Source organism: Jiella flava (assembly GCF_017349315.1).
Classification (GTDB): Bacteria; Pseudomonadota; Alphaproteobacteria; order Rhizobiales; family Rhizobiaceae; genus Jiella; species Jiella flava.
In genome coordinates this window covers 355,743-377,473 of sequence record NZ_JAFMPP010000002.1, presented here as the reverse complement: position 1 = coordinate 377,473, position 21,731 = coordinate 355,743, and the positions used below count along the sequence as shown (strand labels likewise).

The 21,731-nt window shown below is 65.8% G+C and carries 14 protein-coding genes; 8 read left to right on the top strand and 6 right to left on the bottom strand.

Annotated features, from left to right (window positions below):
- Positions 1-96: 96 nt before the first annotated feature.
- Both J1C48_RS04345 and J1C48_RS04340 read left to right on the top strand, forming a co-directional pair.
- On the top strand, positions 97-528 hold the full coding sequence (locus tag J1C48_RS04345; protein ID WP_231081571.1) for a BA14K family protein: 432 nt from the start codon (positions 97-99) through the stop codon (positions 526-528).
- A gap of 327 nt (positions 529-855) precedes the next feature.
- Positions 856-1,266 carry a BA14K family protein gene (locus J1C48_RS04340; RefSeq protein ID WP_207256483.1) on the top strand — a complete coding sequence of 137 codons (411 nt, stop codon included), beginning with the start codon at positions 856-858 and terminating at the stop codon, positions 1,264-1,266.
- A gap of 165 nt (positions 1,267-1,431) precedes the next feature.
- Here the strand turns inward: J1C48_RS04340 and J1C48_RS04335 are convergent, their stop codons facing one another.
- The 3 genes from J1C48_RS04335 to J1C48_RS04325 form a co-directional block, all read right to left on the bottom strand.
- On the bottom strand, positions 1,432-2,238 hold the full coding sequence (locus J1C48_RS04335) for an FAD binding domain-containing protein (RefSeq protein ID WP_207256482.1): 807 nt from the start codon (positions 2,236-2,238) through the stop codon (positions 1,432-1,434).
- A gap of 143 nt (positions 2,239-2,381) precedes the next feature.
- A complete protein-coding gene (locus J1C48_RS04330; protein WP_207256481.1) occupies positions 2,382-4,727 on the bottom strand; it encodes a xanthine dehydrogenase family protein molybdopterin-binding subunit in 2,346 nt (781 codons plus the stop codon).
- A 224-nt stretch (positions 4,728-4,951) separates the two neighbouring features.
- Positions 4,952-5,437, bottom strand: a complete 486-nt coding sequence (locus tag J1C48_RS04325; protein WP_207256480.1) for a (2Fe-2S)-binding protein — start codon at positions 5,435-5,437, stop codon at positions 4,952-4,954.
- Positions 5,438-6,051: 614 nt separating this feature from the next.
- Between J1C48_RS04325 and J1C48_RS04320 the strand changes: the two genes are divergently transcribed.
- Both J1C48_RS04320 and J1C48_RS04315 read left to right on the top strand, forming a co-directional pair.
- Entirely contained in the window at positions 6,052-7,998 is a 1,947-nt protein-coding gene (locus tag J1C48_RS04320) for an autotransporter assembly complex protein TamA (protein WP_231081570.1), read from the top strand.
- Entirely contained in the window at positions 7,998-14,264 is a 6,267-nt protein-coding gene (locus tag J1C48_RS04315) for a translocation/assembly module TamB domain-containing protein (RefSeq protein ID WP_207256479.1), read from the top strand. The genes J1C48_RS04320 and J1C48_RS04315 overlap by 1 nt, the downstream gene beginning before the upstream one ends.
- Before the next feature lie 184 nt (positions 14,265-14,448).
- Here J1C48_RS04315 and J1C48_RS04310 read toward each other — a convergent pair whose 3' ends face one another.
- Complete coding sequence (locus tag J1C48_RS04310) at positions 14,449-15,351, bottom strand: D-alanyl-D-alanine carboxypeptidase family protein (protein WP_231081569.1); 903 nt, start codon at positions 15,349-15,351, stop codon at positions 14,449-14,451.
- Positions 15,352-15,680: 329 nt separating this feature from the next.
- Between J1C48_RS04310 and J1C48_RS04305 the strand changes: the two genes are divergently transcribed.
- Positions 15,681-16,352, top strand: coding sequence for a DUF1045 domain-containing protein (locus tag J1C48_RS04305; RefSeq protein ID WP_207256478.1), 672 nt, complete (start codon positions 15,681-15,683; stop codon positions 16,350-16,352).
- A gap of 152 nt (positions 16,353-16,504) precedes the next feature.
- Here J1C48_RS04305 and J1C48_RS04300 read toward each other — a convergent pair whose 3' ends face one another.
- Positions 16,505-17,389: a hypothetical protein gene (locus J1C48_RS04300; RefSeq protein ID WP_207256477.1), complete on the bottom strand. Its 885-nt coding sequence runs from the start codon at positions 17,387-17,389 to the stop codon at positions 16,505-16,507.
- 237 nt (positions 17,390-17,626) lie between these two features.
- Between J1C48_RS04300 and J1C48_RS04295 the strand changes: the two genes are divergently transcribed.
- Positions 17,627-18,355 carry a response regulator gene (locus tag J1C48_RS04295; protein WP_207256476.1) on the top strand — a complete coding sequence of 243 codons (729 nt, stop codon included), beginning with the start codon at positions 17,627-17,629 and terminating at the stop codon, positions 18,353-18,355.
- Positions 18,352-19,608, top strand: coding sequence for an ATP-binding protein (locus tag J1C48_RS04290; protein WP_207256475.1), 1,257 nt, complete (start codon positions 18,352-18,354; stop codon positions 19,606-19,608). Before J1C48_RS04295 ends, J1C48_RS04290 begins: the two co-directional genes overlap by 4 nt.
- Here J1C48_RS04290 and J1C48_RS04285 read toward each other — a convergent pair whose 3' ends face one another.
- Positions 19,609-20,382: a polyphosphate kinase 2 family protein gene (locus J1C48_RS04285; RefSeq protein ID WP_207256474.1), complete on the bottom strand. Its 774-nt coding sequence runs from the start codon at positions 20,380-20,382 to the stop codon at positions 19,609-19,611. It lies immediately after the preceding gene.
- A 180-nt stretch (positions 20,383-20,562) separates the two neighbouring features.
- On the opposite strand from J1C48_RS04285, the gene J1C48_RS04280 reads away from it, so the two are divergent.
- On the top strand, positions 20,563-21,726 hold the full coding sequence (locus J1C48_RS04280) for a YbfB/YjiJ family MFS transporter (RefSeq protein WP_207256473.1): 1,164 nt from the start codon (positions 20,563-20,565) through the stop codon (positions 21,724-21,726).
- Positions 21,727-21,731 lie beyond the last annotated feature (5 nt).

The window sequence follows — 21,731 nt, the reverse complement described above, 5'->3', positions numbered from 1 at the left end:
TGAGGGATGCAAAAGTTCCGAAAACGCACCGCCGCAATTTCGCGTTTTCGGTCATAGGGTTAGGAAATTGTTATGAAAACATGGATCAGCACGGCCTTGGCGGCCGCACTCGTCGTGACGAGCGGATTCGGCGCAACGGCCGTGTCCGCCAATGCCCAAAGCTTCATTCACCGAGGCGACACGATCTTCACCATCGGCGACCGCGACCGATATCGCTATTGGCGCAGGCATCACGATCACGACCGCTGGGATCGGTATCATCGCGACGACTATCGGTGGCGTCACTATCGGCGCCACGACAATGGCGCAGCGCTGGGGGCCGGGATCGCGGGGCTGGCGGTTGGCGCCCTGATCGGTGGCGCGCTCGCCCCGCGCGATTACGGTCCGGTGCCGCTTTATCGCGTGCGTCCCGGCCGGGTCTACCACGGCCGGCACGTGGCACGCTGCGAGGCGCGGTATCGCTCGTATGATCGGCGCACCGACACGTTCCTGGGGTATGATGGCTACCGCCACCGCTGCCGGCTTTGACCGCGCGGCAGATTGATCGACGACAAACGCCGGCATCTTCGTGCCGGTGTTTTCATGCGGTATGTCCGGGTGACGATCGATGCGAAACGCCACCGTTTCCATGAGCTTGCGTGTCCCACCAGGCCTCCGCGACAGCCCCTCGATCCATCAACCTTTCCAAAAATTCATACCTCATAAGGCAACCATAGCTCCTGTTATCGGTTTGTCATGCGACGCAGATCAACGGACCGACCGTTTGTCTGATCGCAGAAGGGACAATCGGGCAATCGCGGCCAAATCCTCCGCAGATCAGGAAAGCCGCTCGCCCGGTATCGACCGGAGACCGATATGCAAAAGTTCATTGTCGCGACTGCGGCATCCGCCGTTCTGGCGACCAGCCTCATCGGTGCCAGCACGCTCAGCGCCAGCGCCGATCCCTATTGGCATCACCGCCACCATCACCACGACAGCGGCGCCGCGATCGCCGCTGGCATCGGCGGTCTGGCCGTCGGCGCGCTGATCGGCAGCGCGGTGGCATCCGATGATTACGATGCGCCGCCGCCCCCACCGCCGGTCTATTATCGGCCGGAACGAGTCGAGCGCGTCTATCGGGTGGAACATGTCTACGATGAGCCCGCCCCGCGCCGCGTCTATTATGGTGACCATGTCACCGTCTGCGCGGAGACCTATCGCAGCTACGATCCGGACACGGACACCTTCGTCGGCTATGACGGCTATCGCCACCGCTGCGATCTCTAAACTCCGTAAAATTTCAGCCTGACGCCGGCCGGCCCTCAATCGCTTCTCGGCAGACGAAACATCCTCAACGAACAAGCCGGCGGCACGTGCCGCCTGCTTTTTTGTGATCGGCAGCAGCGGAAATGGCTGCTGCGAATCAAGACCGCCTCGACGGGACAGCGAGGCTCAGTGGCCGAGCGCCTTTTTCACCGCCCGCTTGGTCACGACCTTGACCAGATTGGCGCGGTAGGCTGAGGAGCCGTGAATATCGGACAGCATGTCGCCATCCGGTACCGACAGACCATCAACCGCATCTGGCGCGAAATGGCCCGAAAGCGCCTGTTCGCCGTCGCTCCAGCGAAACGCCCCGTCCGAGCCGGCACCGGTGACGCCGACCTTGACGTCGCTGCCACGCTTGGCGACGAAGACGCCGCACATCGCATAGCGCGATGCCGGATTGCGGAACTTCTCATAGGCGCATTGGTCCGGCGCCTCGAAGGACACGGCGGTGACGATCTCGCCCTCATCGAGGGCCGTTTCGAACAGTCCCTTGAAGAAGTCGTCGGCGGAAAATTCGCGGGTGTTGGTGTGAATCGTCCCGCCGAGCGCCAGCAGCGCGGCCGGATAGTCGGCGGCGGGATCGAAATTTGCCACCGAGCCGCCGATCGTTCCCATATGCCGCACCGCCGGGTCGCCGATCAGGCCGGCCAGCGCTGCAAAACCGGGGCAGACGCTCTTGATCTCGCTGCTCGCGGCGATTTCGGCATGGGTGGTGCCGCCGCCGATGCGGATCGTCTTGCCGTCGACGGACATGCCTTTCAGCTCGGCGACGTGGCGCAGGTCGATCAAGGCCTCCGGCGCGGCGAGCCGCTGTTTCATGGTCGGGATCAGCGTCATGCCCCCCGAGAGGTATTTGCCGTCGTCGCTCGCTTCGGCGGCGAGACTGGCCGCCTCCTCAAGGGACGTCGGGCGGTGATAGGTGGTCTGGTACATCTCTTGTCTCCTTGGATCGCCGGGCCAGCGCTTGAAAATCCAGCCGCGCGGCGCGCCTTCGTCGAATGTATGGTGCCGGGCGTTGCGCACCGGCGCAAACGGTCGCGGCGGGCGGCCGCGACCGGGATTGGCGAGCGCCGGCCTTATTGGACCGCGTTGAGGGCCTTCCAGACCTTCTCCGGCGTCGCCGGCATGGTCAGCTCGTTGTTGCCGATCGCGTCGGTGATGGCATTGATCACCGCCGGCGGCGAGCCGATCGCGCCGGCCTCGCCGCAACCCTTCATACCGAGCGGATTGCCAGGACAGAGCGTCTCGGTGGTCGAGACCTTGAACATCGGCAGATCCCAGGCGCGCGGCATCGCATAGTCCATATAGGACGCGGTGATGAGCTGGCCGGCATCATCGTAGTGAACACCTTCGAGGATCGCCTGACCGATGCCCTGAGCAAGACCACCATGAACCTGACCCTCGACGATCATCGGGTTGATGACCCGGCCGAAATCGTCCGCCGCGACGAACTGGATGATCTCGGTGACGCCGGTGTCCGGATCGACCTCGACCTCGCAGATGTAGCAGCCGGCCGGGAAGGTGAAGTTGGTGGGGTCGTAGAAGGCCCCCTCCTTCAGGCCCGGCTCCATGCCGTCCGGCAGATTGTGAGCGGTGTAGGCGCCCAGGCAGACTTCGTGCCAGCCAAGCTTCTTGTCGGTGCCGGCAACCTTGACCTCGCCATTCTCGATGACGATGTCGCCCTCATCGGCCTCGAGCACATGGGCGGCGATCTTCTTGGCCTTGGCCTCGACCTTGTCGAGCGCCTTGACGATCGCCGACATGCCGACCGCGCCGGAACGCGAGCCATAGGTGCCCATGCCGAACTGCACCTTGTCGGTATCGCCGTGGACGACCTGGACATTGTCGACCGGCAGACCGAAGCGCTCGGCGACAAGCTGCGCGAAGGTCGTCTCATGCCCCTGGCCGTGGCTATGCGAACCGGTGAGGATCTCGATCGTGCCGACCGGGTTCACCCGGACCTCGGCCGATTCCCATAAACCGACACCAGCACCGAGCGAGCCGACCGCCTTCGACGGCGCGATGCCGCAGGCCTCGATGTAGCAGCTCATCCCGAGGCCGCGCAGTTTGCCCCGTGCCTTCGCCTCCGCACGTCGGCCCTCGAAGCCGGCGAGATCGGCCGCCTTCGTGCCGGCTTCCAGCGTCGCTTCGAAGTCGCCGGCGTCATAGGCCATGATCACCGGCGTCTGGTGCGGGAACGAGCGAATGAAGTTCTTGCGCCGGAACTCGGCCGGTGAAATGCCGAGTTCGCGGGCCGCCGTTTCCATCGTCCGCTCGATGACATAGGTCGCCTCCGGCCGCCCGGCGCCACGATAGGCGTCGACCGGCACGGTGTTGGTATAGACCGCCTTCACATTGGCATGGATCGCCGCGATGTCGTACTGGCCGGAGAGCAGCGTGGCGTAGAGGTAGGTCGGCACCGACGACGAGAACAGCGACATGTAGGCGCCGAGATTGGCGACCGTGTCGACGCGCAGGCCGAGGATTTTGTTATCGGCGTCCAGCGCCAGTTCGACATCAGTCTCATGGTCACGGCCATGGGCGTCGGTGAGGAAGGCCTCGGTCCGATCGGACGTCCATTTGACCGGAACCCCGGCGCGCTTGGAGGCCCACAGGCAAACGATCTCTTCCGGATAGATGTAGATCTTCGAGCCGAAGCCGCCGCCGACATCCGGCGCGATCACCCGTAGCTTGTGCTCCGGTGCGACATTGTAGAAGGCGCTCATCACCAGCCGCGCGACATGCGGGTTCTGAGAGGTCGTCCAGCAGGTGTAGTGATCCTCAGCCGGATCGTAATGGCCGAGCGCGGCGCGCGGCTCCATCGGGTTCGGCGACAGGCGGTTGTTGTGAATGTGCAGCTTGGTCACCTTGGCGGCCTTCGAAAAGGCCTCGTCGGTGGCGGCCTTGTCGCCGAGCTCCCAGTCGAAGATCAGATTGCCCGGCGCCTCGGGGTGAAGCTGCGGCGCGCCATCCTTCAGCGCGTCGACAGCCTTGGTCACGACGGCAAGCTCCTCGTAGTCGACCATCACCGCGTCGGCAGCGTCGCGCGCCTGGGCGCGGGTCTCGGCGACGACAACGGCGACCGCCTGCCCGACATGGCGCACGATGTCGCTGGCGAGCGCCGGCCAGGCGCCCATCTTCATCGGTGTGCCGTCCTTGGAACTGACCGCCCAGCCGCAGATCAGATTGCCGATGCCGTCGCCCTGCAGCTGCTTGCCGTTGAGGATGGCGATCACGCCCGGCATCGCGTCTGCGGCGCCGGTGTCGATGCCGGTGATCTTGGCATGCGCGTGCGGCGAGCGCACGAACGCCGCGAACTTCATGCCCGGCACGCTCATGTCGTCGACATAGCGGCCTCGCCCGGTGATGAAGCGGCGATCCTCCTTGCGCAAAACCTTTGCGCCAATACCTTCAACGCCCATAGTCAAACCTCCCAGTTTGTCGCTTGGCGCCGGCATCCGCGGGCATGCGGCGCGATCGATCGAAAAGACATGCGGCGGCTTTTCAGAGCGCCCTGCGTCCTTTCGAACGCAGACAGGACGCTCTCACTCTCTGAATTGACGCATCGTGCTGACCGAAAATCGATTCCGATTTTCGGGCCGATGCTGTCGGTCGCGCGGCCTCATCCGTACGACCAAGCGTCAGATCACTCGGCGGCGATCGTCGCCGGCGCCGCGTTGGCGGCCGCCAGGATCGCCTTGACGATATTGTGGTAGCCCGTGCAGCGGCAGATGTTGCCGTCCAGCTCCTCCCGGACGGTCGCCTCGTTGAGCGCCGAGCCGTGCCGCTCGATCATATCGACGGCGGTCATGATCATGCCGGGTGTGCAATAGCCACACTGCAGGCCGTGATGCTCGCGGAACGCCGCCTGCACCGGATGCAGTTCACTGCCGTCGGCAATTCCCTCGATCGTCGTGACCGCCGAGCCGGAAGCCTGGACCGCGAGCATCGTGCAGGACTTCACCGCCTTGCCGTCGACATGGATGACGCAGGCGCCGCATTGCGACGTGTCGCAGCCGACATGGGTGCCGGTCAGGCCGAGATTTTCGCGCAAAAAATGCACGAGCAGCGTCCGGTCCTCGACCGCCCCCTTCACCTCCCGTCCATTCACCGTCATCGTAACGTCGGTCATCCGCTCCTCCCAATCTCGCCGGCGCGATCGGCCGGTCTTATCCGCCATCATCGTTCTGCCGTTATCGTTCTGCCGTTCCAACAGCCCGCCGCTTTGCGAAGCGGCCGCTCGGGCAGATCCGCCGCGAGATTGCCCCTTCACGGCCGCCGCTTCAAGCGCTTTTCAGAATCATTCTATGGAAGCGCGCGCTGTGGGGCCAAGTGGCCATCGCCAGTCGGCTCGTCAATGTGCCGCCGATCCCCGCACCGCCGGGCGTCTTCACCGGCCACGGCTGGCGACGGCGCGGATATCGCTGAAGACATCCGGCCGCGGCATTGCAGAGCGGCCACGTGTCCAGCCGAAATCGCTCAACCCCGACCACCTGCGACACAAGGCCCCAAATCACGCCAGCCGCCTGTTGTTCCATTGGCACAGGGCCCGCCCAATCGATCGATTCGACCCGCCTGTGATGGCGTTTGGTGGGCCAAGCTAGTTGTTATTTCACGATTTCCGGCCATCCTGACGATCACCTGAAGGGGGGTACTTCGGTGTCTTGAGGGCGTCTCGGCCCGCCGCACCATGATGGGCGGCGGTTCCTCCTTTTGGCATGGTCGCTGATTCAGGGGATACTCAGCTTGCTCGAATTTGGCCGCCTGTCTGCGATCTCGTTGTCGATTGCCCTGGCGATTTCACTTCCGTCAAATGCGAGCGCCTTCGAGATCTTCGGCATGAAGTTCTTCGAAAGTGCGGACGCCAATGTCGATGTAATCGATCCACTGAACTACTCGGTGCAGATCACCGTCGAGCCGACGCCCGACGGCGACACGTCGCTGGAAAGCACGCTCAAAGACGCCTCCAGCCTGATCAGCGATGAAAACAAGCCGGTCTCCGGTTCGCTCGGCCTGTTGTCCAAGGCCAAGACCGATCGCAAGCGCCTGGTCGCGGCCTTGTTCGAACAGGCCCGTTACGACGGCCTCGTCTCGATTTTCATCGAGGGGCGCGACATCACCACGCTGAAGCCGGACGCGACCTTCACCAACCGCCCGGTCCCGGTGACCATCCGCGTGCGCCCGGGGCCGAAATACACCCTCGGCCAGATCGCCGTCGCCACCGGCGGCCTGCCCGTCGATCCGGCCGAATACGGCCTGAAGCCCGGCGGTGAAGCCGGCTCGGCCACGGTGCTCGAAGCCGAAGGCAAGATGTTCAACGCGCTGCGGTCGGACGGGCGTCCCTTCGTCGCCGTGACCCATCGCGACATCATCGCCGACGCCAAGGTCGATCGGCTGGATTACAATGTCGCTCTCGATCCCGGCCCGCGCGTGCCCTTCGGCGATGTCTGGATCGACGGCGCCAAGGACGTCGATCCGGGCTTCATCGCCTATATGACCGGCATCAAGGCCGGCGAGGTTTTCTCGCCCGACGATCTCAAGGCCGCCCGCGACCGCCTGTTGAAGCTCGGCGTCTTCTCGTCGATCACCGTGAAGGAAGCCAAGGCCCAGGCGGCGGACGGAAGTCTGCCGGTGCAGGTCGAGGTCAGCGAGCGCAAATTCGGCTTCTATGGCGCCGGCGCCACCTATTCCAACACCGACGGCGCCGGCGTGAACGGCTATGTCGGCTATCGCAACCTGTTCGGCCGGGCCGAATCGATCCGCTTCGATGCGGCGATCTCGCGCATCGGCGCCACCGCCCTGTCGAACACCCCGCGGCCGACCAGCGGCATCGACTATTCGAGTTCGCTGGTCTTCAAGAAGCCGGGCGTGCTGGGGCCGGATTCGGTCTATATCGGCTCGCTCGAGATCAAGCGCGAACAGCCTCTCGCCTATGACCGCGAGAGCTATGCGGCAACGAGCGGCGTCGAATACGATATCGACAAATATCAGACGGTCCGAGCCGATATCCGCGGCGAATACGAGAAAATCACCGATTATCTCGGCGAGCGAAAATATCTGATCGGCTCGGTGCCGATCACCTACACCTTCGACAATCGTGACAACGAGTTGAACCCGACCGAGGGCTTCTATTTCCAGGCGCTGGCCGAACCGTCCTACGGCTTCAACACCTCTACGCCCTTCGTCAAGACGCAGCTCGACGGCCGGGCCTATCTGTCGCTGAGCGAATCGAACCGCCTGGTTCTCGCCGGCCGGCTCGGCTACGGCACCATCTTCGGCGCCGATCTCCTCGACATCCCCAACGACCGCCGTTTCTATACCGGCGGCGGCGGCTCGGTGCGCGGTTACGAGTTCCAGTCGATCGGCCCGTATTTCCCGTCGAGTGTGCCGGCCGGCTCGGGCTTCAATTCCGACTTCACCGACACGCCCACCGGCGGTCTGTCGCTGTTCGACGGCTCGATCGAGGCCCGCATCGGCATCACCGACAAGATCCAGATCGTGCCGTTCCTCGACTTCGGCACGGTCTCCGACAAGCTCGTCCCGGATTTTTCCACCTTCAAGCTCGGCGCCGGCGTCGGCGCCCGCTATCTGACCGGCTTCGGACCGATCCGCATCGACGTCGGCATCCCGCTCGATCCCGGTCCGAGGGACGCGAGCTACCAGATCTATGCTGGGATCGGACAGGCTTTTTGATGATGCGCGACCGTCTTGCCGCCCTCGCTCTGACGCTGTTTCTCGCGATCGCCGCCCTGGTGCCCACCAGCCAGCCGGCCGATGCGCAGGAATTCGTCGCCAATCAGATCGAGAAGCTGATCTCCACCGACACGATGAAAGTGAAGATCGAGGGGCTGTCGGGTGCCTTCAACGGTGCGGTCCGAATCCAGAAGGTCACGGTCTCCGATCCCAAGGGCGTATTCCTGACGGCAAACGACCTCGCCATGGACTGGTCACCGTTGTCGCTGGTGCGCTCCAACGTCTCGATCGACAATCTGACCGCCGGCAAAATCGTCCTCGAACGCCTGCCGACAGGCCAGCCGGCCAGCACAAGCAGCAGCGGCGGCGGCTTCGCGCTGCCTTCGATCACCGCCGAGATCAAAAAACTCGCGATCAACGAATTCATCCTCGGCGAATCGATCGCCGGCACCAGAGCCCGGTTGCGGGCCGATGCCAGCCTGACCCTCAAGGCTGATCCGACGAATTTCAGCGCCCAGGCCACCGTCGAGCGGCTCGACCGTCCAGGTCGCATCGCCTTCGATTTCGGCTTTGCCCCCGGCGACAACCGCCTGACGGTGAAGGTCAATGCCAGCGAGCCCCAGGGCGGCCTCGTTGCCACCCTCCTCGGCATTCCCGGAGCCCCGCCGGTCGAGCTGACGGTCAACGGCTCCGGCCCGCTGTCGGGCTTCATGGCCAATGGCGCGCTATCGGTCGACAACCAGCAGGCCGCGACGCTCACCGCCCGTGTCGACCGGCAGAATGCCGCCTATCGCACCGCGCTCTCACTGAACGTCGCCGCCGAGCGCTTCGTCCCCGCCGCCTATCAGCGCTATGTCGCGGGGGGCGCCAATCTCGACGCCACCCTCGCCATTCGCGACGACGGCATCTACCAGATCGAGCAGGCCGAGCTGTCGTCGCAGGCGCTGCGTCTCACAGCTTCCGGCACCGTCGATCCGGCCGGCCCGGGCAACGATCTCAAGCTGCAGCTGGCCGCACCGGGCGGCGGGCCGATTGCACTCTCCTTCGGGACCAAACAAACGCCGATCGACATTTCGGTCTCCAGCCTGCAGGCGGCACTGAAAGGCACGCTGGCCAATGCCAATCTGGCGGTCAACGCCAATCTGCCCGGCGTTCTTTACGGCGAATACGGGGCAGACAATGTCGGCGCCGAGGTCAAGAGCCAGGGCTTCAATCTCACCCAGCTCACCGGCCCGTTCACCCTGTCGGCGAGCGCCGCCTCGGCCAAGGCGCCGGAGGGTGTCGCCAAGCGCTTCCTCGACGGGCCGGTCAAGATCGAGGGCCAGGGCGCGCTCGATGCCAACGGTCTGAAACTCGATCCGGCGACGCTTACCACCGACACCGCCAATCTGAAGGTCAACGGCTCGGCCGCGCTCAATTTCGCGACCTTCGATCTGAATCTGCAGTCGAACTTCAAGACGGTCGCTCTCTCCGCCGGGCTGGTGCCGCTGGCCGGCGAGCAGCTCGCGGTGTCCGGCAATGTCGCGAGGGCGGCGGATGGCGGACTCGCCGCCAAGGACCTCAAGGTCGATGGCGACAATCTGTCGATCAGCGGCTCGGCGGGCCTCAGTAACGAGACTGTCTCGGCCGACATCTCCGGCCGCATCGCCAATACCGGCAGCGTCAGCCAGTCGCTGTCGGGCGCGGCGACCTTTCAGCTCACCGCCGACGGCCCGGTCGCCAAGCCGGACGTCAATCTGACGGTTGATGGCAACGGACTATCGATCAACGGCCGGGAACTGGCCAAGCTGCAAGTCAAGGCGACGGGCACCTTCGATCCGAGCTCGCCCAAGGCGATGGTCGACATCTCCGGCGTCATCGACGGCCAGCCGCTGGAGGGCAAGGGCCAGTTGACCACCGAGGCCGGCGGCCAGCGCAGGCTCTCCGGCCTCGTCATTCGCCAGGGCAGCAACCGCATCACCGGCGATCTGGTGCTGAACGAGAATTTCCTGCCGATCGGCACGCTCGACGTGAAGCTCGACGATCTCGCAGGCCTCGCCGCTCTCGGCGGCGTGACGGCGAGCGGCGACGTCGCCGGCACCATCGGCTTCGACGTGACCGCGGACGGCACGCCGGTCGCCAAGCCGCAGCTTTCCGGCGACAGCATCAGCGTTTCCGGCACCACGCTGGTCGGCGCCAGGATCGATCTGGCGCTCTACGACTATCTCGGCTTGCCGAAGCCCGAGGGCCAGATTCGCGCTTTGTCGATCGGCGCCAGCGGCATCGATGTCGAGAATCTGACCATCGCTCTTTCGCGTGAGGACGACAGCACCGGGGTGAAGGTCTCGGCCCGCGCCAATGGCGTGCCGGTTGCCCTGACCGGCAGCGGCACCTTCAAGCCGAACGAGACGCTGATCGCGCTGCAAACCCTGACCGCCGACATTCCCAAGGCGGCCGTCACGCTGACAAGCCCGGCCGAGGTGCGCATCGCCAACGGGCTGACCTCGCTCTCGGGCCTGAATCTTTCGATCGGCGACGGGGCGCTCACCGCCTCCGGTACGGCCGGCGAGACGCTCGATCTGTCGGCCAATCTCAAGAATGTCCCGGCTGCGGTCGCCAATCCCTTCGTGCCGAATCTCGCCCTCGCCGGCACCATCGACGGCACGGCGCAGGTCAGCGGCCCGTCGCAATCGCCGAAAGCCAGCTTCGACTTCCGCACCCAGTCGCTCGTCGCCACCCGCGGCACCAGCCAGCCGACGCCGCCGGTCGACGGCACCGTGTCGGGCAGCTACGACAACGGCACCCTGCAACTGCGGACCGCCCGCCTGAATCTCGGCGACGGCTCGCTGACGGCGACCGGCTCGGTGGGCGAAAAGCTCGACCTCAAGCTCGACCTGTCGCAGGCCCCGGTTGCCGTCGCCAACGCCTTCGTCGCCGGCCTCGACGCGTCCGGCACCTTGTCCGGCCAGGCGAGCGTTACCGGCACGCGCAGCGCACCGTCGGCGACCTTCAGCGTCACCGGCCGCGACATCACCGCCAAGGCGATCGCCGCCGCCGGCATCGACCCGTTGTCCCTCGACGCCAACGGTGCCTACGACAACGGCACCTTGACGCTCGCCAAGGCCGACATCGCTGTCGGGTCCGGCTCACTCACCGCTTCAGGCACCATCGGCGACACGCTCGATGTGACTGCGCGCGCCGACAACCTGCCCGTCGGCCTCGTCAACGGCTTCGTGCCGAATCTCGCGGCAAGCGGCGTCGTTTCCGGCACGGCCAAGGCCGCCGGCACGCTCGAAAACCCCAATGCCACCTTCGACATTCGCGGCAGCGGGATCACCACCAAGGAAATCGCCAAGTCCGGCGTCAAGCCGCTCGAACTGCGGCTCGCCGGCCGATACGCTGATCAGACGGCGACCATTCAGACCGGCACCGTCAACGTCGGCGACGGCTCGCTGACCGTTGCCGGCAAGATCGGCAAGACCCTCGACGTCGATGCGACCCTCAACCGGTTGCCGGTCGGCCTGGTCAACGGCTTTGTCGATGGCCTCGGCGCCCAAGGCACGATCTCCGGCACCGCCAGGGCCACCGGCACGCTGCAGAACCCCAATGCCAGCTTCGACCTTAAGGGCTCCGGCTTGACCACGCCGGCGATCGCCAAGGGCGGCGTGCCAGCCCTCAGCGTCGACGCCGCGGGCCGCTATGCCGACGAGACGCTGACGCTTTCGAAGGCGCGCCTTGATGTCGGCGATGGATCGCTGGCGGCGACCGGCACGGTCGGCAAGAACCTCGATCTCGACCTGACGCTCAACGCCCTGCCCGTCGGTCTCGCCAACGGCTTCGTCAAAGGCCTCGGCGCCCAAGGCACGATCTCCGGCACCGGCAAAGCGACGGGATCGCTGTCCGATCCGAACGCCACCTTCCAGGTCTCGGGCTCCGGCATCACCACCGACGCCGTCGCCAAGTCCGGCGTCGCGCCGCTGAGCCTCGATGCCGCCGGCTCCTACGCCAACGGCACCGCGACGATCGCCAAAGCCAATCTCACCGTCGGCAACGGCTCGCTGAACGCCAGCGGCACCATTGGCAAGACCCTCGACATCGACGTCACCGCCAACGCCATTCCGGCGGGCCTTGCCAACGGCTTTGTTCAAGGCCTCGGCGCCAAGGGCACGATCTCCGGCACCGCCAAGGCCACCGGCTCACTGTCAGATCCCTCGGCCGACTTCACCGTGACCGGCCGCGGGATCACCACCAACGAGATCGCCAGTTCCGGCACGCCCCCCCTCAGTCTCGACGCCGCCGGCTCCTATCGCAGCGGCACGCTGCAGCTCGCCAAGGCCGACCTCACTGTCGGCAAGGGATCGCTGAAGGCCAAGGGCAGCGTCGGCCAGACTCTCGACATCGCCGTCGCCATCAACCAGCTGCCGGTCGGCATCGCCAACGGATTCGTCAAGGGCCTCGGCGCCCAGGGCATGATTACGGGCACGGCCAAGGCCTCCGGCTCCGCCTCCAGTCCGAATGCGAGCTTCGACCTCAAGGCCTCCAACGTCTCCGTCGCCAAGAGCCGCGCGGCCGGCGCGCCGGCGATCAACGCCGACCTCACCGGCAGCTATCAGGGCGGCAATCTCGATCTGAAGCAGGCGCTGCTGCGGGTCGGCGGCGGCACCATCCGCGTCACTGGCGGCGCCAGCCAAAACAACCTCAACCTCACCGCCGAGATCCGCAATCTGCCGGCCTCGATCGCCAGCGCCGCGGCGGGCGGCCTTGCCCCGCAGGGCACGATCAACGGCACCGTCAAGGCCACCGGCGCGCCGACCAATCCGCAGGTCTCCTATGACATCAACGCCAACGGCGTCTCGATCCAGCAAACCCGCAGCGCCGGCGTCGGGGCCCTCGCTGTCACCACCAAGGGGCGATATGGCGGCAACCGCGTCACCACCGACACCCGACTGACCGGTAGCGGCATCGCGCTGAATGTCACCGGCGCCGTCGGCCTGACCGGAACGCCGAGCCTCGACCTTACCGCCAACGGCACGGCGCCGCTGTCGCTCGCCAATGCGATCCTCGCCGAGGGCGGCCGCTCAGCGCAGGGAACGGCGCGGATCAACGCCCGCATCAGCGGCCCGGCGAGCCAGCCCAACGTCAACGGCACGATCAGCGTCGCCGGTGCCCGCTTCGTCGACACCGGCTTCAACGTCGCGCTGAACGACATCACCACGACGATCGTCCTCAACGGCGACAGCGCGACGATCCAGACCTTCACCGGCCGGATTTCCTCGGGCGGAACCGTCACCATCGGCGGCACGGTCGGCCTCACCGGCCAATATCCGGCCAATCTGACCATCCGCGCCGATCGCGCCCGCTACAATGACGGCGAGGTGATCGCCGCCCGGCTATCGGCCGATCTGACGTTGACCGGTCCGCTCGTCGCGACGCCGACGCTTGCCGGCACGATCGACGCCAAAGAAATCGACATCATCGTCCCGGACAATCTGCCGACCTCGCTCGCGCGGATCGACATCACCCACCGCCACGCCAACGCGGCCGTCCTCAAGCAGCAGCGCGAACTGTTCCCCAAGACGTCTCGCGGTTCCAGCGGCTCCGGCATCAACCTCGACATCACCGCCAATGCGCCGAACCGGGTGTTCGTGCGCGGCCGCGGCCTCGATCTTGAACTCGGCGGCTCGCTGCGGATCACCGGTCCTGCGTCAAACCTGTCGATTGTCGGCGGCTTCGACCTGGTGCGCGGGCGGTTCCAGATCCTCGCCAAGACCCTGCAATTCGAACGCGGTCGCTTGAGCTTCACCGGCGACCTGATCCCGACCCTCGATCTCGAAGCCAAATCGACCGTCGACGAGACCACGGTCTACGTCACCATCACCGGTCCGGCCGGCAATCCGTCGGTCAACTTCTCGTCCAGCCCCGTCCTGCCGCAGGACGAGGTGCTGGCGCGGCTGATCTTCGGCCAGGGCACGTCGAATCTTTCGCCGCTACAGATCGCCCAGCTCGCCGAAGCGGCCGCAACGCTCGCCGGCGTCGGCGGCTCGACCGGCCTCCTCGACAATCTGCGCTCCCAGCTCGGCGTCGATGCGCTCGACATCACCACCACGTCGGACGGCAAGACGGCGGTCGGCGTCGGCAAATATATCAACGACAACACCTATGTCGGCGTCGATTCCACCGGCCGGGTTTCACTGGAGCTGAAGCTCGGCGGCGGGGTCAAGGCCAAGGGCGCGGTCACCTCGACCGGCGGCGGCGAAGTCGGCGTGTTCTACGAGGGCGAGTTTTAAGACCGGTCGTTGGGGCGAACGGCGCCGTCGCCGCGATTTTGTCCCGCGAAGTCTCCCGGCTGATACGAAGTCTTTCGGCTGATACTGGGCGGCAGAAGGACGAGACTGACGAGCCAAACCGCCCGGACACACACGCTCGCCATCCGAGCGGGGCGGCACAGAACCTCCCTCCCCGTGCGAGATATCAGAGATATTTGTCGATCAATGCCGTGACTTCGGCATTGCGCTCGGCGCCAGTGCGCCCGCCCATGACGACGACGATGATCCGCCGGCCGCCACGCATCGCGGTGGCGACGAGGTGGAAACCGGAATCGCGGATATAGCCGGTCTTCAGCCCGTCGACGCCCGGCACCTTGCCGAGCAGCTTGTTTGTCGCGTGGAAGATCTTTCCCTTGAAGGCGAACTGCTGCACCTGGAAAATCGGCATGTTGCGTGGAAACCGCAGCATCAACGCCCGGGCCAGCGTCGCAAGATCGCGAGCGGTGGAGATCTGACGCGGATCCGGCAGGCCGGTGGCGTTGACGAAGCGGGTGCGGGTCATGCCGAGCTTGCGGGCCGTCGCCGTCATGATCGCGGCGAAATTCTCCTCGGTGCCACCGAGATTTTCGGCGATCACGACCGCGACGTCATTGGCCGATTTCGTCGCCACCGCCTGGGCGGCGTCGCGCACCGAGATCGTCTCGCCGGGGGTAAAGCCGAGTTTCGACGGCGGCTCGGCCGCCGCCGTGGCGCTGACCGTCAACTCACTGTCCGGAGACAGCTTGCCCGCCTCCACCGCCGAAAACAGCAGATACAGCGTCATCATCTTGGTCAGCGAGGCGGGGTAGCGCAGCGCGTCCGGGTTTTCCGCGTCAAGAATGCGGCCGCTCTGATAGTCCATCACCAGCATCGAATGGCCGCGGATCTCGGCCGTGCTGTCGCTTGGCAACGCGGTGAGGCCGAGGCCGCTCGGCGACAGCTCGGCCGTCTGACAGGCGGAGAGGGCGAGCGCCACCATCGCCATCATGACGAGCTGCGGCAGGCGGGCGAACCGCAGCTCTCGAAACCAGTGCCGCATGACGGAGGTCGCGTTTTCGATCGGTTGCATGAATCGAGCTATGCGCAACCGCGCAAGGGCCTGTCAAACGACGTTGCTGGCGCCGAAAACTTCGCGCGTCGCCTGTGCCGGCGATGTCACATGATCGTCATGGGCGAATGGTTTGGCGAGTGGCCAAAGTCGGAAATCCTCTGGACGGTGATGCCTGCAGACCGACATGAGGGCGTTACTATGGCCGGCCCAAAGTTCCGCCTCGAAGTCCGATGAATACGATCCGTGCTGCGATCCGACAACAGCGCGACGCATTTCCAAGCAACCGGGCGGCTAACAACCGCCCGTGCCGGCCATGAACCGGCACCACAGCCTGAAGGACGAACGACATGCGCGCGGCGATCTATTTCACTCCGCCGGCCGGATCTGTTCTGGCCAAGACGGCCGCCCATTGGCTCGGCCGCAATCCGTTTGACGGCGAGCCGACCCGCGCGCCGGACAAGACCCGCGACCCGCTCGTGACCTCGCCGGCCCGCTATGGCTTCCACGCGACCATCGTCGCGCCGTTCCGACTTGCGGGCGGCGTCGAACTCGAGACGGTCGACGCCCGGCTGGCGGAGTTCTGCGCGGCGCAGGCGCCGTTTTCGATCATCGCCTCGGTACCCGCCCAGCTCGGCAAATTCGTCGCCCTCGTTCCGGCGGAGCCGTCAGCCCCGCTGCAAACGATGGCGGGCGCGGCCGTTCGGGCGTTCAATCCCTTCCGCGCGCCGCTCAACGACGAGGAGATCGCCAAGCGCCGGCCGGAGACCCTCAGCCAGCGTCAGGGCGATTATCTGACGGAATGGGGCTACCCTTACGTCTTCGACGAGTTCCGCTTTCACATGACCTTATCGAACGGCCTTTCAGACAGCGAAGCGAAGCGCTTGCGGCCGGATCTCAAAGCGACGTTCAAACCGTTCGATGGTGAGCCGCTGATGATTGATCAGCTGGCGATCTTCACCGAAGCCGAGCGAGGGGCCCCCTTCCGCGTCCACTCGGTCCATCGCTTCGAAAATGCCTGAGAGATCCCTGAAAACCTGAAAAGCCGCCGAGACGGGTGTGTCTCGGCGGCTCAAGCTCTGAGGCCAACAACGGCGGTCGTCGATCCCGGAGCTTCACGGCGATGTCAGGGGCAGTGACTCCGCCGCGACTTTTGTGACGGCGACGCGGCGGGTCAGCCCTGCTGCGGCGCGTCCATCGGGTCGGCGTCCGGCGCGTGGTGCTGCGGGCCATCTCCGCGCGGACCCATGCGCATGTCACCACGCGGTCCCGGCCGATGCGGGCCATGGCCCCAGCGCGGGCCGCGATCATCCCGACGCGCATCATGGCGCATGTCGCCCATCATCGAGCGGACGAGACCGCGAGCGGTCTGAATCTGCTCAGGCGTCAGCGTTGTTTCGAGATCGGCGAGCGAGGCTTTCAGCGCCTTGGCCTTTTCCCCGGCGTTGATTGCGCGGTCGGCGAAGTGGTCGAGCATCTTGAAGGCAAACAGCCCCTTCTGCCCTGCCTCAGCGGCGCTTTCATCCGCCGCGCCCGGCTGGCCCGCCGGCCCGGCCTGGTCCCCCTGGTCGGGAGCGGCGGCCGGCAGCTCACCCTGAGCGCCAGGCCCTTTCGGCCCCGGCCCCTTGCCATGCGGGCCGCGCGGCGGCTGCATCGCTTCGGCGAAGGCCAAAAGCGAGCCGGTGAACTTGCGCCAGGGTGCCATCTGGTCCGGCTGGATGCCGATGCCGGTCTCCAGCGCCGACAACGCGACGGCGAGCTTGGCCGGCGACATCATCCCGCGCGGTCCACCATGACGAGGACCGCGATGATGGGGGCCGCGATGATCGCGCGGACCGCCCCAGCCGTCCCGGCCGTCGCGGTCGAAACGTTCGGCCATGCGCATCGGGCCCCGATGGCTGTCGGCCTGCGGGCCCTTCGGCGCCTGGGCAGGCGCCTGAGCGAAGGCGCTGGTGCCGAGCAGTGCGGCGGCCAGCAGCGCGCCGGTCGTCATCTTGGCGTTGCGGCCACAGCGGCCCTGCTTCTTGGCGTTTCCGTCGAAATCTCGGTTCGGTTTCATCACCGATCTCCTCTCGTTCGAGTGATGGTGGAGAGATAGGAGACGCGTGTTGCCAACATGCGGCCAAAGATTGCCGAACGTCGCCAAGAAGCCGCCGATTTGTTACGGCCTGTAACGAGACAGGGAGTGGCAATACGCCGTTACAATTTCGCTCTCGCGCAAACCGGCGAGACGGCGCAAATCCAACCTTGAACTGCATGTCATGCGAGATCGAACACGCATCTGGAACGAGCTGCGATGACCACACCGAACATTCTTGTCGTCGACGACGATCCCGAAATCTGCCGGCTGCTCGGCAAATATCTCGACGGCCAGGGCTTTCGCTGCCAGCTCGCCGCCAATCGGCGACAGTGCCAGCAACGCCTCGCCGACTTCCGCGTCGATCTCGTCGTGCTCGACGTCATGTTGCCGGACGGCTCGGGCCTCGATATCTGCCGTGAGATCAAGGACGAGCGCCCCGACGTCGCGGTGATCCTTCTGACCGCTCTGAAGGAGGACGTCGATCGGATCATCGGTCTCGAACTCGGTGCGGACGATTATCTTGGCAAGCCGTTCAATCCGCGCGAACTCGCCGCGCGCATCCGCGCGGTGCTACGGCGAGGCAATGCCAGCCCGGTCCGCGACGACAGCGAGGCGATGATCTTTGCCTTCGAAGGCTTCGTCGCGGTTCCGGAACGGCGCAATCTGACCGATCCCGCGGGGCAGGAGGTGGTGCTGACCGGCGGTGAGTTCGACCTGCTGATGATCTTTCTGGAGCGTCCGGGCCGCGTCCTCTCGCGCGACGTCCTGATGGACCTTCTGCACGGACGAACCGCCGATCCCTATGATCGCTCGATCGATGTGACGATGAGCCGCTTGCGTCGCAAACTCAACGACAATGGCGTGTTCCGGCTGTTCAAGACAGTGCGCAATGGCGGTTATCAGTTCGCCGCCCGCGTCGAACGCCAGGGCGAGGCCAGCGCGTGAGATCGCTCCGGTTTCGCCTGGCGCTGTTGCTCCTCGTCTCGGTGCTCGGGGTGGTCGCCGTCGCGGCGCTGGTCTCGATCACCGTTCTCGACACCCCCGATCGTGACAGCTTTCGCATGACCTTCGCCGAGGAGGTCCGGATCGTCACCGCCGTTCTGAAGTTCGACCCGGCGGCGGCGGAGCGTTACAACATCAAGATCGCCGGGACACCTGAGCGCGAGCCGGGAATCTTCGTGCACGACAGCCGGGGGATCCGCGATGCGCTGGCTGCGCGAGGGATTGATCAGGATGTCAGGATCGTCGGCGATCCAAATTCCCGCACCCGCCAGCTCGCTTTTGAGATCCGCCCCGGCCGCTGGGCCTATCTGCCCTATCCGGGATTTCCGCCGCGCAATCTCCCCGGCTTTGTCACGTATCTTGCAGTCCTCGCCCTCGGCGCCGCTGCCGTGTCGATCTTTGCTGCGACCAAGATGACCCGCCCGCTGGTCATCCTCAACGAGGCGGTCTCGACTGTCGGCCCGGATGGGCTGCCCGCCCATATTCCCGAGGACGGCCCCGCGGAGGTTCGGGTCACGGCGTCGGCGCTCAATCGGCTGACCGCACGCGTGCGAACCGCCATCGAAAGCCGGATGCGCCTCGTCGCCGCTGCCGGCCACGACCTGCGCACGCCGATGACCCGCATGCGGCTTCGCGCCGAATTTCTGCCCGACGACGAGCGCGAGACCTGGCTGAAGGATCTCGACGAACTGGATCGGATCGCCGACAGCGCGATCCGCCTGGTGCGTGAAGAGGTCGAGCCGAGCAGCCAGGAGGCCACGCGGCTGGATCTCTTGATGACGGAAATCGTCGAGGAACTGGGTGAGATCGGCCATCCGGTCGGGGTGTCCGCCGCCGCGTTTCCGGCGGTCAGCGTCTTGGCCCGGCCCCTCGCATTGAAACGGGCGCTGCGCAATCTCGTCGAAAACGCCGCCGTCCATGGCGGCGGCGCCCGGGTGACGCTGGCCCGCGTGATGGACAGCGCCGAGCTGATCATCACCGACAACGGACCCGGCATTCCCGAAGCGCTGATCGAGCGGGCCTTCGAGCCGTTTTTCCGTGTCGATCCCGGCCGGCGGAAGCTGAAGCCCGGCGCCGGGCTCGGCATGGCGATCGCCAAGGAAATCGTCACCCAGACCGGCGGCACGATCGCGATCACCAACCGCCCCGAGGGCGGGCTTGAGCAGGTGATCCGCCTGCCGCTCGCCGCGGCCTGATCAGCCCTTTGCCATCTCCTCCCGGAAGCGCTCTTCGAGCCCCGGCTCCGGCGGTGGCGGCGTGAGGTCGATCCCTTCCGACAGCCGATCCGCGACATGGCTGAGCGCGCTGACCCGAGCGTATTTCTTCTGATTGGCCGGCACCACGTGCCAGGGCGCATGTGCCGTGTCGGTCCGCGCCAGCATGTCGTTCACGGCCGCGACATACTGATCCCATTTTTCCCGGTTGCGGAAATCCTCATAGGTCAGCTTCCAGCGCTTCAGCGGATCGGCCAGCCGCTTCTCGAAGCGCTTCAGCTGCTCGTCCGGATCGATATAGAGAAACACCTTGGCGATCCGGGTGCCGGCATCGGCCAGCATCTTCTCGAACGCGTCGATCTCGCCATAGGCCCGGCGCCAGTCCTTCTCCTCGGTGAACCCTTCGACCCGCTCGACCAGCACCCGACCATACCAGGAGCGGTCGAATACTGCGATCTCCTTGTCCTGCGGCAGCCGCTCGAAAAACCGCGCGAGATAGTGCCGCGATCTGTCCGCCTCGCTTGGCGCGCCGATCGGCCAGACTTTGAGGCCACGCGGATCCATCACCGAGGACATCCGCCGGATGGCGCCGCCCTTGCCGGCCGCGTCCCAGCCCTCGAATACCACGACGCCTTGCGAACCGTGATGCAGATAGGCTTGATGGATCGCCTCGAAGCGCGTCAAAAGCTTCGCCATGGCGCGGTCATAGGCGTGGTCGTCGATCCGAGCCGTCATGTCGAGGTCGTCGAGTCGCATGGTTCCTCATCGTGTTGAGGCCCAGACCAAGCGCGTTTTGCGTTTGGCAGTGCCGCTGCGTTCATTCATTGCGTGAGCTGTTGATCCTGGCATGACGTAGCGCGACATGCGACACAGAGTAGACGATCGATTCGCGGCCATCCCGCGATCACCGCCACTGCGCGAAAGCACATCCGGTTCATGCCCCCCATCGCCAAGCTTCTCTTCGGAGGCTGCCTGACCCTCGCCATCGTCATGGGTGTCGGCCGGTTTCTCTACACGCCGCTCCTGCCGCTGATGCAGCACCAGTACGGCTTTACCCCGGACATTGCCGGGCTGATCGCCGGCGCCAATTTCGCCGGTTATTTCACCGGCTCGATGCTCGCCGCGCTGACTTCGCGAGGCCTTGCCCGGCGGCTGGCCTTCCGGGGCGGGCTTTTGGCCAGCGTCGTCACCACCATCGCCATGGGCCTGACCTCGGATCTGACGCTCTGGCTGATCCTGCGCCTTCTCTCCGGCATGGCCAGCGCCTTTGCGATGATCGCCGCGGCTGGCATCGTCGCCGAGCAACTCGCCCGAATCGGCGAGGAAAGCCGGCTTGCCTGGGTGTTCGGCGGTGTCGGCGCCGGAATCGCCTTTTCCGGCCTTATCGTTCACGCCCTGATCGGGACGATGAATTCCTCCGCGCTCTGGGTGCTGGTCGGCATCCTCACCGCGATCCTGATGCCGCTCGCCCTTGTCTTCGTGCGCGAGCGCCCGTTGCCGACGTCGCGGCGTCCCGCCGATCCGCGGCGGCGCATCCCGCGCCCCCTCGCCTTTTGGCCGCTCTTCGCCAGCTACACCTGCCAAGGACTTGGCTATTCGGTCTTTGCGACCTTCATCGTCGCGCTTATCAAGGCCCGCTCCGGCGTCGAGGGGCTCGGCGACTGGGTCTGGATCGTCACTGGCCTTGCCATCCTGCCGAGCTGCCTCGTCTGGTCGAAAGCTGCCGAGCGGATCGGCTTTGCCGCCGCGCTCACCACCGCCTATGGCGCGCAGATCGTCGGGGTGATGCTGCCGGTGGTCAGCACGTCGCCAGTCGCCGCGCTCGCCGGCGCCGTCCTGTTCGGCGGCACCTTCATCGCCATCACCATGCTGACCATGCCGCTCGGGCGCCATGGCCTCGCCGGCCGGGGCTTTGCCGTCCTGACCGCAGGCTTCGGCCTCGGCCAGATGCTCGGGCCGATCGCGGCCGGCCACATGGTCGGCGCCGCAGCCGACTACACGCGACCGCTCGCCGCCTCGGCCGGCGTTCTCGCCCTCGGCCTTACGGCACTCGTCGTGGCGATCAGACAGCGCGATCGCACGCCGGCGAAAATGGCTTGAGAACG